Below are 13,170 nucleotides of genomic sequence, written 5' to 3' on the forward strand. Positions count from 1 at the left end.
CTGCTTGTACGGTCGCGTCCGCGCGCCTACTTCGGAACGGGTGTCGCTGTGATCGGCGAGGCCGCCATGGCCTGCGGGGAGGCCGGGTTCGCCTGGGCCGACGGCGCGGCCACGTTCTCCGTCGGGTCGGGGGCCGGCTCCTCCCCCGGCTCGGCCGCGGGGCCGCCGACGATGCGGATGTCCGCCGCGTCGAAGGCGCGCTTGATGCGCCAGCGGATCTCGCGTTCCACGGAGAGGGCCTTGCCGGGCATGGTCTTCGCCGAGACGCGGACCACCATGGAGTCGAGGAGGACGCTGTCCAGGCCCAGGATCTCGATCGGGCCCCACAGGCGCTCGTTCCAGGGCTCTTCCTTGCTGAGGGTCTCGGCCACCTCGTCGATGACGGACCGGACGCGGTCCAGGTCCTCCGAGGCGCGGACGGTGACGTCCACACCCGCCGTGGCCCAGCCCTGGGAGAGGTTGCCGATGCGCTTGACCTCGCCGTTGCGGACGTACCAGATCTCGCCGTTGTCGCCGCGCAGCTTGGTCACGCGCAGGCCCACCTCGATGACCTCGCCGGAGGCGACGCCCGCGTCGATCGTGTCGCCGACGCCGTACTGGTCCTCCAGGATCATGAAGACGCCGGAGAGGAAGTCGGTGACCAGGTTGCGGGCACCGAAACCGATCGCCACACCGGCCACACCGGCCGAGGCGAGCAGCGGGGCCAGGTTGATCTCGAACGTGCCGAGGACCATCAGCGCGGCCGTGCCCATGATCAGGAAGGACGCGACGGACCGCAGGACCGACCCGATGGCCTGCGAGCGCTGCCGGCGGCGCTCCACATTCACCAGCAGACCGCCGAGCGCCGTGCCGTCGACGGCCTCCGCGGTGCGGCTCATCCGGTCGATGAGCTTGGTGATCGCCCGCCGCACGAACACTCTCAGTGCGGCGGCTATCACCAGGATCAGCAGCACGCGCAGACCTATCGCGAGCCAGGTCGACCAGTTCTCCTCGACCCAGCTGGCTGCGTTGGTCGCACTTTCCTGGGCGTCCTGAAGCGTGGGGGTGACCGGAACGGTCGACGTCGAGGGAGACGGCGACGGGGTCGAACCGGTGGCCAGGGCCAATAGGACGGGCAGGGACACAGCAGGTACCTCCAGGCGTAGCGGTCTGCCCACGGCCAGGGACAAGTGGGGCGCCGTTCGGGCAGAACCACCACACTAACGGGGCATCGTGTGTGGATTGTTGCCATGCTCGGGGGAGAGGCGGTGCTCACCTGGGGATGAAGGGGGTGTGGTCGAAAACACTCCCAGCCCGTTACCGGGACATGGTGGCGCTTCCACCAGGCATGAGGGGAGACTGACTGCAGATCGTCCCGGCGCGAGCCACGCGCCGCCGGCGTACAAGGAGGCATCCGTGCCGCATGTCCTGGTCCTCAACGCGTCGTACGAGCCCCTCGGCGTCGTACCGCTCCGCCGCGCGCTCGTCCTCGTCCTTGAGAACAAAGCCGTCTCTCTCGAGGAATCCGGCGCCTTCATGCACAGCGCGACCGTTACTGTCCCCGCACCCAGCGTGGTCCGGCTGAAGAGGTTCGTACGGGTTCCCTACCGAGGGCCCGTCCCGCTGACCAGGCGAGCTCTGTTCGCCCGCGACGGCGGCCGGTGCATGTACTGCGGTGGCGTCGCAACCAGCGTCGACCACGTCATCCCGCGCTCCCGCGGAGGTCAGCACGCCTGGGACAACGTGGTGGCGTCCTGCCGCCGCTGCAACCACACCAAGGCCGACCGCCACCTGGTCGAGATCGGCTGGCGCCTGCGCCACAAACCGGCCCCGCCGTCGGGGCTCGCATGGCGCATCATCGGAACCGGGCACCGGGACCCACGCTGGTTGCCCTACCTGCAGCCGTACGGCGCGGACGACGCGATGGCCCGGATCGACGGCATTTCCGCCTGACGATCCGGGCTTTTGTGTCGGCTCGCGAGGCCCGGCCTGCGAGACCCCGCGTCAGGCGCGGGGTCCTTCGGGGCGGGCACCGCGGGCCGCGCAGAGTGCCGTCCCGATCACGAAGAGTGCGAGTCCGGTGGCCCAGGCGGCGCGCTGCGGGCCCGGCTGCATGAACCAGGCCAGGACTGTCGCGTTATTCACACGCGGCGAGGAGGCCGAGAGGTACACGGCGCCGAAGTACAGCGTCGTCGGCATCCAGCTGAGCCGGGCGCCGAGCAGCACCGCGGCGGTCGCCGTGACGCCGACGGCCCCCAGTGTGTTGCGGACCATCGCCGCCGCGCCGAACACCTGGGAGTGTCCCGGCACGGCGAGGGCCAGCAGCGCCGCCCCCAGGCAGCTGAGGACCAGCAGGTGGGCCAGCCGTCTCGGCCACCAGGGGCGCACGGCGGTGGCGTCCAGGTCGGATGTGTACGTGTGAAGGCTCACGCCGATCACCGCCGAGGCCAGCAGCGGTGCGAGCGCGACCAGCGGCACTCTGCGGTACGGGTCGAGGTAGGCGTCCGGACGGCCCGCCACCCACACGGTGAGCAGCGCGGCGCAGGCCAGGGCCGCAAGGGTCGTCGGGACACCCCGCGAGCGGGAGTAGAGGGCGAGAGGGCGGAGTCCGTGCGCGGGCTTGATCACCCGGAGTGGCTGCGGGGCGTTCACAGGGCCGGGACCCCACTCGGCTTCGGGTTGCACTCCCCGGCCGTCGCGAAGTAGCGGCCGAGCCAGGAGCGGCGTTCGTCGTCGGTCATGGCGGTGAGGTGCGCGTACGCCCTGTCCTGCGCCCGGTACCTCGCGAGCTCCTTCGTGTCGCCCTGCTGCCGGGCCGCCGCGATGAATCGCCGACGCAGATCCTCGGACAGGGAATCCGGGGCCAGCCAGCGCAGCACCGCCTCGTCGGTGACCTGGACCCGCCGCGCGGTCGGTGACCCGTCGCAGTCCGGGCGGACCAGCATGTGGGCCGCCTCCCACGCGTACCGCTCCGGATCGGCCACCTCGCCGCGGACGGCGCTCCAGCCGAGCGGAGTGAGGATCGGCAGCTGCGCCTCGTCCCGGTGCGGTGAACGCCACAGGTCCTCGTAGCGGACCGGCAGATTCTGTACGTCCTTCAGTCGGCCGGTGAGACCGGAGAGCGCCCGGGTCACCTTCGGCAGCATCCCCGGATAGGTGGCGTTGACGCAGACGTTCGGGGTGGTCGAGGTGTCGCACACCTGGCGACGGGCGAGCGGGTTGTCGCGCAGCAGGCCGTCGCCCGTCTGGACGAGGAGGACGGCGGCGCCGAGTGCGGCCGCGAGCGGCAGCAGCGCGGTGGCACGGCGGTGCGCGGCGAGGGCCAGGACCGCGGCGGTGGCCGGCCCGGCCGCCCACAGGGCGGACACGAGCGGATACCACCAGACGGCGAGGTTCTTGTCACCGAAGAGGTGGACCGCGCAGAACGCGAGGTAGCGGAGGTCGGACCGCTGGGTGCCGAGGACGCCGGCGACGACGTATCCGCCGACCGCGAGCAGAGGTGCGGTCAAGCGGAAGGAGACCGCCCGCCCGGCCGCGTGACCGAGGACCACGCAGGCGGCGAGCGAGAGGGCGTTCCCGGCGTACACGGTCGGCGCCGGACCGCCCGCCGACGCGTACGGGGCGCAGGCGGTCAAGGCCCCCGCGGCGACCAGGAGGTAGGCCGCGGCCAGCCACCCGGCGAGCGGGAGGGCGGCCACCAGGAGCTGGACGAGCGGTGTACGGGCGGCCGAGGAGCGCAGCTCCGTCAACCGCAGCCTGCGCTCCCGGCCGCCCTGCCAGGAGCCCGTGGCGAGCGCGAACGGAACGCCGATCATGGCGGCCGCGGTACTCAGCGTGTCGGTCGTCTCACCCCAACTGCCCTGCCACTCGGACGACTTGGTGCCGACGGCCCACGCGAGAGCGAGCAGCAGTCCGGCTCCCGCCCAGGGGACGAAGCCGCGCAGCGACTCGACGCGGAGGGGGTGGGGGGCGGAGCGGGGTTCCGGAGCGGAGACGGCGCCGGGGCGGGAGGCCCCCTGACCACGTGCGCCGGACGGATCGGAACGGGCGTCCGTCAGGCCTACTTCCTCGGTCCTCGGTTCTGTCGAGCGGCCTTCGTGGGGCCGATGGACCGTCGGGCGGCCGTCGCTCGGCCCGGTCCCCCGGCTCGTACCGAGATCTCCGTCGGCCTGCGGGAGTGGGCCGGCCGGGCCGACCGGGCTTTCCGGGTCGGGCTGGACGCGTATGTTCATCGGCCGGCCCCCGTCGCGATCGCCGTGCGGTGGCCACGCAGGGCCGCCGTGTAACCGCGTTCGATGGCGTTGCCGTCGGACTCGTGACCGTCCGCGCCGAGCGCCGCGAGCGAGCGGGGCGTGCCGCGGTAGGCGACCTGTCCTGCCTCGATCAGGGTCACGCCCGTGCAGGCCGCGGCCACGTCCTCGACCAGGTGGGTGGAGACGATCACGGTGGAGGTCCGGCCCAGCTCCCGCAGCAGCGCGCGGAACTCGACGCGCTGTTCCGGGTCGAGGCCCGCGGTGGGCTCGTCGAGCAGCAGCAGGCGGGGGTCGTTGACGATCGCCTGGGCGACGCCGACGCGCCGGATCATGCCGCCGGACAGGGTCTTGACCTTCGCGTCGATGCGGTCGGCGAGGCCGACCCGGGCCACGGCCCGTTCGACCGCGCCGGAGGCGGTCGCGGGCTGCAGTTCCTTCAGCCACGCCACGTAGGCGACGAACTCCCGCACGGTGAAGCCCGGGTAGTACCCGAAGTCCTGGGGCAGATAGCCGAGTTCCCGGCGTACCGCGCTGCGCTCCCGGTGCCTCCGAAGGTCGCTGCCGAGCATCTCCACCCGGCCCGCCGTGGGCGCCGCGACCGTCGCGAGGACGCGGATGAGGGATGTCTTGCCGGCGCCGTTGGGGCCGAGCAGGCCGTGGACTCCGGGGCCGAAGTCCAGGTCGACGGCGTCCAGGGCGGTGGTCCTGCGATGCCGGACGGTCAGTCCGAAGACCCGTACGGCGGCGGTCCGCGGACCGTCCCCGCCGTGCTCGGCCGGGTCCGTCCCGGCGGGTTCGCCGCCGCCGAGGGCCGGTATACCGGTCGTACCAGGGCTGTTCACATCTTCTCCAGACGGTCGTACGCGGTGCGGCGCGCGGCGAGGAGGAGGGCGCACAGCACGATGGCCGCGGCCCAGCTTCCTTGGGACGAGGCACCGGTGAAGTAGAGGGAGAGCTGATCGGTGAGGCGGGCCGTCAGACGGGTGCCCGCGGACGCGAAGAGGGGAGCCGTGACGGCGAGCACCCAGCCTCCGCCGACCACCGCCGTGGCGGTACGGCAGCCCACGTACCCGCAGAGCACGAGCGAGGCCAGGGTCAGGGCCAGTCCCGGCAGCAGCCAGCCGGCCGTGGCGGGTCCGGTCGGCAGGTGCGGGTCGGAGGGCGGGAGGAGCAGCCCCGCCACCGTCAGCAACGGCAGGCTGACCGCCAGCACGGCGGCCGTTCGTGTCAGCAGGAGGCGCAGCCCGCCGGAGGGGGCCGACGCGGCGATCTCATGCAGCGGATCGGCGTGCCGTCCGTAGGAGAGGGCGACTCCGGCCACGGGGACGACGGGGGCGGCGGCCAGCAGCCAGGGCCGTGCACTCGTCCATCCGCCCCCGTAGGCGAGCGCGACCGCCCCCACGGCGACCAGCACCACGGCACCCGCCCAGGCTCCGCGCACGGCGGGCCCGGCGGCCCAGACGAGCCGAGCGAGCCGCCCCCCGACGGCTCGCGCGGCCGTCGGTACCGTCGGCGCGGGCTCGAAGGCCCGAACCGGCGCGGGCTTCGTGGCCGATGGCGGGACCGGCATCGGCGCGGGGCCCGGTACGGGTGCGGCAGTCGGTGCGGAGGCCTGAGGTACGGAGGCCGGGACCCGGGCGGTCGAGGCCTGGGGGGCGGTCGCGGTGGCCGGGGCCGGTTCGCGCACCGCGTTCAGGACCGCGTCCCGGACCTCGGCCAGCACGACGCCCGCCGCCCCCGCCCGGACCGCGTGCGAGACCCGCGCGGCGCAGGCACCGCACTGTTCAAGGTGTTTCTCGAGGGACCAGCCGTCCGTCTCCGGAAGGGAGCCGTCCGCGTAGTGGGCGACGAGGTCGTCGGGGGCGTGCCAACCGGTCATGCCGGGCCTCCCAGCGGGGACGGAGCCAGGGACGGACTCAGGTAGGGGCTCTGCGACGGGTTCAGCTGGGCGAGGGCGGCGCGGAGTTCGGCGCGGGCCCGCATGGCGCGTGTCTTGACCGTGCCTTCCGGGATGCCGAGGAGGCGGGCGGTCTCGCGCGTGGTCAGCCCGTCGACGACCGTGGCCCGCAGCACCTCGCGCAGCTCGGGGGAGATGCGGTCCAGTGCCGTGCCCACGTCGCCGTACTCGAGTTCGGCCAGCACCCGGTCCTCGGCCGACGGCGCGGGCACCGGCGCCGCGTACTCAACGCGCGCCGCCCGCTCCTGCACCCGTCGCGTGTCCACCAGACGCCGCGCGGCGATCGTCCACAGCCAGCCGCCGGCCTCCGCGCCCCGGTGAGTGCCGGCCGACCGCCACACGGTCACGAACGTGTCCTGCAGTACCTCGCGCACGACCTCGGGATCGGCGCAGCGCCGGGTCAGCCGCATGTGCAGCCAGCCGGCGTGCCGGTCGTACAGCGCGGCCATCGCCGCCGAGTCCCCGTCCGAGACGGCCCGCAGCAGCGCCGCGTCCGTGTCGTCCTCCCGGTGGCCCCTCGTGGGGCGGAACAGTCTCACACCCCGTCTATCGATCACCTCGGGGTCATCGGTTCACTCGGCGGAGGATTCCTGCCCGGCGGCCTTCTCCGCGACCGCGTACGCCTCCACCGACCACAGCGAGTACCCGTACCGCGTCGCCCGCTCGACCCCCTGGACGCGTACGTAGCGGACGTCCCGTTCGTCGAAGCGGAGGGATGCGCGGCCGCCCCGGCCGTCGGTCACGGTCGTCGCCGTGCGCCAGACGCGGCCGTCGGCGGAGACCTGGACGCGGTACGTGGACGGGTACGCGTCCTGCCAGCTCAGCACGAGCCGGCCGAGGCGCGCCGGCTCCGCGAGCCGCACCTGCCACCAGGCGCCGTCCTCGACGGGGGAGGACCAACGGGTCCCCGGGTCACCGTCGTTGGCCGCCGACGCCGGGAAGTCGGGGGTCTCGTCGCCGGACGAGGAGGCCGTGCCGGTGCGGGCCAGGTCGGGGCCCGCCGTGCGCGGGAAGGCGCGGACGGCCAGCGCCCGGGTCTGCGAGCCGAAGGCGACCGTGACGTCGTACGAGCCCGACGGCGTCCCCGGCGGGACCGTGACCTCGACCAGGCCGTCGACGACGGCGCCGCGCGGGAGGGTCGGCGAGGGCTGCGAGACCTTGACCTCGATGCCCTTGGGGGCCCGCGCGGTCAGTTCACCCCTGACGTCGGAGGGACGCAGCGACGTCAGCCGGGCCGTCACCCGCTGCGTACCGCCGATCTCCACGTCCGTCACGGAGCGGGCCAGCTCCAGCGCCACGGCGGGGGAGTCGGCGAACCACGGGACGAGATGGCGGACCTGGGAACGCGTGGGACCGCCGACCCGGAGCGCGTCCGCGCGCACACCGGCCGCGCCGATCTCCGTGGCACCCCCGGCATCGAGCGCGCCGAGGTACCGCCAGCCCTCGCCCGGGACATGCGCCTCGACGAAACCCGCCGTGCCCGGATCGGTGAGGACGCTCACCGCGGTGAGCGTGCGGGGACGCGGGAGACGGACGACGCGGCCGTCCCGACCGGCGCCGTCCTCCCGTGTGGCGTCGTCCTGCGGCAGGCCGTCCCGCGGAGTCCCGCCGTCGTCCGGGGGACCGCCGCCGTCCGCCGCCGCGTCGTCCCCGGTCCTCGCGCCGTCGTCCGCCGTCGCTCCCCCGTCCTTCCCGGCGTCGCGGCCCGTGGCGGGCTCGTTGTCGAGGCCGGCCCACTGCTCGTACGCCGCGCGGGCCTTGGTCAGGAACGGGTCGAGCACACCCTTGCCGACCGTCACCCCGCTCGCCGCGAGTTCGGCGCGCTGCCGGTCCAGCGTGCGGTACGCCGTCCAGGCGGCCGTCGCGTCACCGCTCGACTGGGCACTCAGCAGGGCGACGGCCGTCTCGCCGGCCGTGCCGTAGCGCGCCAACTGCTCGGTCCAGGGCCGCACTTCGGTGGCGATCGGACGCCCCGCCAGCCGCTGGGGCGTCTCGCGCATGACCGTGAACGCCGCGCGCAGCCGCTCGGCCGCGCTCTCGTTCGCGGCCCGGTCCGTGGTCGTCCGCGCCTGCCAGAACGCCTCGATGAGCGGGCGCAGATACGCCGACTCCTCGCCGCCCAGAACGGAGGAGGCGTCGTTCCCGGCCAGCGCGCGGAGCGCGTCCGCGCTCCGGTCGTCGCCGTCCGCGAGGTCCTCGATCGCGGCACCCCAGGACTCCTGGGGCCGGTAGTCCCGCGGGTTCCACGCGTAGTCGGCCGCCGTGAACAGCGGGATGCGGGAGGCCTCCGCCTGGGGCATCGCGTTGGCCAGCAGCGCAGCCGAGCCTGTGGCCACCGCCGGTTCGCGCCCCTGGTAGGGGCCGAGGAACACCCGGTCCTGCGCGTAGTCGTTGACGGGGTAGTTGTCCATGGTGACCAACGGGTGGCTGCCGAACACATCGCGGGTGCGCGCCAGTTCGCCGCCCGTGATCGTCTTGGGCACGACACCGACGCCCGTCCACGCGACCTCGACGCCCTTGTCCAGGGCGCTCGCCAGCTGCCGGCGGTAGGCGGTCGAACCGTCCTCGTAGTACTCCGTCGGCATCAGGGACAGGGCGGCCACGTCCGGGTGGCGTGCGGCCAGTTGCCGGGCCACGGCGTTCGCCACCCGCGCCTGCGCCTTCGCCGCCGATGCGGAGCCGGAACCGAACGCCTCCGCGTCCGCCCCGCAGTGCCACTCCGTGTAACTGACGTCCTGGAACTGCAGCTGGAAGGCGCGGAATCCGAGTGCCCACATGGCGTCGAGCTTGCGCGTGAGTGCCTTCACGTCGGCGTCCGAGGAGAAACACATCGCCTGCCCGGGAGCCACCGCCCAGGTCAGCGTGACGTGATTGCGGCGCGCGCGCTCCGCCAGGTCGCGGAAATGGGCGCGCTGCCCGGCCGGGTAGGGCTCACGCCAGCGCGCCTGCCGGTACAGGTCGTCACCGGGTGCGTAGACATAGCGGTTCTGCTTGGTCCGCCCCATGAAGTCCAGCTGCGCGAGGCGCTGTTCGGGGGTCCAGGGACTGCCGTAGAACCCCTCGGTCGTGCCGCGCACGGCGGTGCCGGGCCAGTCCCGGACGACGGCCCCGGCGATCCGGCGGTCGGCTCCGAGGAGCTGACGCAGCGTCTGCACCGCGTGGTGGAGACCGTCCTCGCCGACTCCCGCGAGAGCGACGGTGTCGCGCCCGTCGGCCCGGCCGACGGCCAGCCGGTATCCGCCGGAGGGCAGATCGGCGCGCGGCGCGGCGCCCAGCGCCGTGAGCGCCCGCTCCAGGGAGCCCGACGCGGCCGGCGCGCCGGAGAAGGAGCTCGCGCCTCGCGCGCCCCGCCCCCCGGTGTTCGCCGGTTCCGTGCCCGCTCGCACCACCAGAGCGTGCGCCGGGAGGGCGTCGCCGTCGCGCGCCGTCGTGATCCTGCGGGCTCCGGCCTGCCGCAGCAGGCCGCGCAGCGCTTCGAGGGCGTACGGGTCGAGCGGGGTGTCCGAGGCGTGCGGGTCGATGGCCACACCGGGGGCGTACGGGGCCAGGGGAGCGCCGGGGGAGTACGGAGCCAGGGGAACGCCGGGGGAGTACGGCCCGGCCGGAGAGCCGGACGCGGCCGGGCCCGTCGTGCCGGTGATCAGGACGACCTCGTCCGTCACGGCGACCGGAGTGCCGTTCGCGCGCAGGGACTGCGGGCGGGGCCAGACGGCGGGCACCCCGCTGCCGATGGGCTCGCGGTCCTCCGCGGTGGCCGTCGGACCGGGCGGCGCCGCGACGGCGGCGGGAGCCGTGCCGATGGCGCTCGCGACGACGGCGAGCGCGAGCGCGGTCGCCCCTTTGCCACGCCGGAGCCGCACGTTCCCCCCTGGTGTCTCGCCGCCCCGACCGCAGCGTCGGGGTGGCGTCGAGCCCACCATCCGGGCGGTGAAGGTGTCAACGAGAGTGGCCGAAGTGTCGCGATTGCCCCAGCCTGGAGGGGCGGCCCGGAGGTGTGGGACGGCGACAGAATGTGACCAGAAGCACGTTGTTCGTCCGTGTGCGTCTGCCGTCGCGCCCACGGGGTAGGGCTGCGGTGACCGCCAGGGCATCCGTTTCCGGCACGATCTGCCGGAATGCCCTCGGCTGCCGTAACCGACCTCGACAAGGAGGCCCCCGTGGCCGCATCGGCACACCTTCTCCTCTCGGCCCTGTCCAAACGCGGAACGGAGCCGTCCGTCCCCGGCCCCCGCGCGGGACGGGCGTCCGTCGAACCCGAGGGCGCCCACCTGTGCCTGCTCAGCGCGGAAGGCGCCTGCACCGAGGTGCCGCTGACCAGCGAACCTCCGCTGCCCGACGCGGAACCGCTGACCAGCGAGCCGCCGCTGGCCGACGCCGCGCACCTGACGAGCGAGCCCACCTCGACCGGCGCCGCGTCGGGGGTCTGATGGCAGCCAGTGGGCCCGCCGACCCGCCGCGGACGCCATCGGAGCCGGCGCCGCGGACCTCCCTGTCCCGGCTCGCCGAACTGCACGGCGTCGCCCCCGCCTACAGCCCCTCCCCGGACCGCACGGTCGCGGCCTCGGACGCCGCGCTCGTCGCGATCCTCGCGTCGCTCGGTGTCGACGCGAGCACTCCGGACGCCGTACGCGCCGCCCTCGCGCAGCATGAGGCCGAGACGGCCGAGCGGCTGCTGCCGCCGACGCTGGTGAGCTGGGACGGCCACGCCCCCGCCGCGCTGGCCGCACTGCCGGACGGCACCCGGCTGCGCGTCACGACCGAACAGGGCGAGACCCGCGCCTCCGCCGGACAACTCCCGCCCGGCGTCCACGCGCTGCACGCCACCGCACCCGACGGCCGCACCGCCGACGCCCACCTCGTCGCGGCTCCCGCCCGGCTGCCCGCGCCGCCCGGACGCACGTACGGCCTGCTCGTCCAGCTCTACTCCCTGCTCTCCCGCCGCTCCTGGGGCATGGGCGACCTCGGTGACCTCGCCGAGCTGACCGCCTGGGCGGGCCGGGCGCTCGGCGCCGGATTCGTCCAGGTCAACCCCTTGCACGCGGCGGTGCCCGGCGACCCCACCGACCCCTCCCCGTACCGGCCCTCCTCCCGCCGCTTCCCCGACCCGGTGCACCTGCGCGTCGAGGACATCCCCGAGTACCCGTACGCCGAGGACCGCGACGGTCTGCGCGCGGTGCTGGAGCGCGCCGGACTGCTGCGCGACTCCGTCCTGGGCAAGGACGCGTTGATCGACCGCGACGCCGTGTGGGACCTCAAGCGTGAGGCGCTCGAATCGGTCCGCGCGGTGCCGCTCGGACCCGGACGGCGGGCCGCGTACGCCGACTTCCTCGCCGAGGAGGGCCAGGCGCTGGAGGACCACGCCACCTGGTGCGCGTTCGCCGAGGTGCACGGCTCCGACTGGCGGAGCTGGCCCGCCGGCCTGCGCGACCCCCGCTCGTCCGAAACCGCCCGCGCGCGGGGCGAACTGATGGACCGCGTCGACTTCCACAGCCGGCTCGCCTGGCTCACCGACGCCCAGCTCGCCGCCGCCCAGCGCTCCGCGCGCGACGCGGGCATGACCATCGGGCTCGTCCACGACCTCGCCGTCGGTGTCCACCCCGACGGGGCCGACGCCTGGGCCCAGCAGGAGTACTTCGCGGCCGGCATGTCCGTCGGCGCGCCCCCGGACGCCTTCAACGCGCGCGGCCAGGACTGGGGCCTGCCACCCTGGCGCCCCGACCGGCTCGCCGCCTCCGGATACGCCCCCTACCGCCGCCTGCTGCGCGCGCTCCTCCGGCACGCAGGCGCCCTGCGCATCGACCACGTCATGGGCCTGTTCCGGCTCTGGTGGATCCCCCAGGGGCAGCCGCCCACGGAAGGCTCGTACGTCCGCTACGACGCCGAGGCGATGCTCGCGATCCTGGTGCTGGAGGCCTCGCGGGCCGGAGCGCTGGTGATCGGCGAGGACCTCGGCACGGTCGAACCCGGGGTGCGCGACACGCTCCAGGAGCGCGGAGTGCTGGGCACCTCGGTGCTGTGGTTCGAACGCGACTGGGACGGCGACGGCATGCCCCTGCCGCTCGACCACTGGCGCGCCGACTGCCTGGCCACCGCCACCACCCACGACCTGCCGCCCACCGCGGCCCGGCTCACCGGCGAACACGTCGAACTCCGCGACCGGCTCGGCCTGTTGACCCGCTCCCTCGACGAGGAGCGGGCGGCCGCCGCCGCGGACACCCGGGAGTGGCTGGCGCTCCTCGCCCGGCTCGGGCTGCTGCGGGGCGCGAGCGGTGGGGCCCCCGCGACGGCCGAGGAGGCCGAGATCCAGGCCGTGCACCGCTTCCTGCTGTGCACCCCGGCCCACATGATCGGCGTCTGGCTCCCGGACGCCGTCGGCGACCGCCGTCCGCAGAACCTCCCCGGTACGTCGGACGAGTACCCCAACTGGCGCCTGCCGATCGCCGACGCCGAGGGCCGCCCGGTGACCCTGGAGGAGCTCGCCGCGTCACCCCGGCTGCACGCCCTGATCGACGTGGTGCGGGCGGAGAGAGGCCCGGCCGGGGCGCCCGGGAGCCCTCCGCGCCGTGCCCCGTGACCTCCGTACGGCACCCCCGGGCGCGCGGCCCAGTCAGGTGTTCGCTACGTTTGCACCGTGGACAAGAAGAACGCTCTGCGCGCCGGTGCCCTGGCCGCCGGTACGACGCTGATGATGCTGCTCATGTCGTCCCCCGCGCTCGCGCTGACCCGCGACGACGGTGACGACCCCGGCTCCGGCCTGAGCGTGATCGAGACGCTCGGCCTCTACGTGGTGCTGCCGATCGCGCTGTTCCTCGTCATCGCCGGTCTCGTCATGGTCCTGGACAAGTCCCACAAGCAGCCGAACAAGGGCTGAGCCCCGCTCTTCGCCCCAACCCCGTCTCTTCGTCGAGGGTGTGCGCGCCCCCACCCGGGGGAGGTCACCCACGACCCGTTTCAACACCCCCCGGTGCCCGGAACACCGTG

At 74.3% G+C, this 13,170-nt stretch carries 11 protein-coding genes; 4 read left to right on the forward strand and 7 right to left on the reverse strand.

Going from position 1 to position 13,170, the window contains the following annotated elements; genetic code table 11:
• Window positions 1-26: 26 nt before the first annotated feature.
• Window positions 27-1,124: a mechanosensitive ion channel family protein gene (locus ACFWBT_RS36430; RefSeq protein WP_385707300.1), complete on the reverse strand. Its 1,098-nt coding sequence runs from the start codon at window positions 1,122-1,124 to the stop codon at window positions 27-29.
• 271 nt (window positions 1,125-1,395) lie between these two features.
• On the opposite strand from ACFWBT_RS36430, the gene ACFWBT_RS36435 reads away from it, so the two are divergent.
• Window positions 1,396-1,932 carry an HNH endonuclease gene (locus ACFWBT_RS36435; RefSeq protein WP_266758820.1) on the forward strand — a complete coding sequence of 179 codons (537 nt, stop codon included), beginning with the start codon at window positions 1,396-1,398 and terminating at the stop codon, window positions 1,930-1,932.
• 51 nt (window positions 1,933-1,983) lie between these two features.
• Here ACFWBT_RS36435 and ACFWBT_RS36440 read toward each other — a convergent pair whose 3' ends face one another.
• The 6 genes from ACFWBT_RS36440 to ACFWBT_RS36465 all read right to left on the reverse strand — a co-directional run bounded on the left by ACFWBT_RS36440 (window position 1,984) and on the right by ACFWBT_RS36465 (window position 9,989).
• Window positions 1,984-2,607, reverse strand: coding sequence for a hypothetical protein (locus ACFWBT_RS36440; RefSeq protein WP_385707302.1), 624 nt, complete (start codon window positions 2,605-2,607; stop codon window positions 1,984-1,986).
• 20 nt (window positions 2,608-2,627) lie between these two features.
• Entirely contained in the window at window positions 2,628-4,211 is a 1,584-nt protein-coding gene (locus ACFWBT_RS36445) for a hypothetical protein (RefSeq protein WP_385707304.1), read from the reverse strand.
• On the reverse strand, window positions 4,208-4,957 hold the full coding sequence (locus ACFWBT_RS36450; protein ID WP_385707316.1) for an ABC transporter ATP-binding protein: 750 nt from the start codon (window positions 4,955-4,957) through the stop codon (window positions 4,208-4,210). Before ACFWBT_RS36450 ends, ACFWBT_RS36445 begins: the two co-directional genes overlap by 4 nt.
• Window positions 4,958-5,070: 113 nt before the next feature.
• Window positions 5,071-6,111, reverse strand: a complete 1,041-nt coding sequence (locus tag ACFWBT_RS36455; protein ID WP_385707306.1) for a zf-HC2 domain-containing protein — start codon at window positions 6,109-6,111, stop codon at window positions 5,071-5,073.
• Window positions 6,108-6,728 carry an RNA polymerase sigma factor gene (locus tag ACFWBT_RS36460; RefSeq protein WP_385707308.1) on the reverse strand — a complete coding sequence of 207 codons (621 nt, stop codon included), beginning with the start codon at window positions 6,726-6,728 and terminating at the stop codon, window positions 6,108-6,110. Before ACFWBT_RS36460 ends, ACFWBT_RS36455 begins: the two co-directional genes overlap by 4 nt.
• A 33-nt stretch (window positions 6,729-6,761) precedes the next feature.
• Window positions 6,762-9,989, reverse strand: a complete 3,228-nt coding sequence (locus ACFWBT_RS36465; protein ID WP_385707318.1) for a beta-N-acetylglucosaminidase domain-containing protein — start codon at window positions 9,987-9,989, stop codon at window positions 6,762-6,764.
• Window positions 9,990-10,346: 357 nt separating this feature from the next.
• Between ACFWBT_RS36465 and ACFWBT_RS36470 the strand changes: the two genes are divergently transcribed.
• The 3 genes from ACFWBT_RS36470 to ACFWBT_RS36480 are packed head-to-tail and all read left to right on the forward strand — an operon-like array spanning window position 10,347 to window position 13,060.
• A complete protein-coding gene (locus tag ACFWBT_RS36470) occupies window positions 10,347-10,616 on the forward strand; it encodes a hypothetical protein (RefSeq protein ID WP_385707310.1) in 270 nt (89 codons plus the stop codon).
• Window positions 10,616-12,763, forward strand: a complete 2,148-nt coding sequence (malQ, locus tag ACFWBT_RS36475) for a 4-alpha-glucanotransferase (RefSeq protein WP_385707312.1) — start codon at window positions 10,616-10,618, stop codon at window positions 12,761-12,763. The genes ACFWBT_RS36470 and malQ overlap by 1 nt, the downstream gene beginning before the upstream one ends.
• A gap of 57 nt (window positions 12,764-12,820) precedes the next feature.
• Window positions 12,821-13,060 carry a hypothetical protein gene (locus tag ACFWBT_RS36480; protein ID WP_385707314.1) on the forward strand — a complete coding sequence of 80 codons (240 nt, stop codon included), beginning with the start codon at window positions 12,821-12,823 and terminating at the stop codon, window positions 13,058-13,060.
• The last annotated feature ends 110 nt before the right edge of the window (window positions 13,061-13,170 follow it).

The organism is Streptomyces sp. NPDC060027 (assembly GCF_042737005.1).
Lineage (GTDB): Bacteria > Actinomycetota > Actinomycetes > Streptomycetales > Streptomycetaceae > Streptomyces.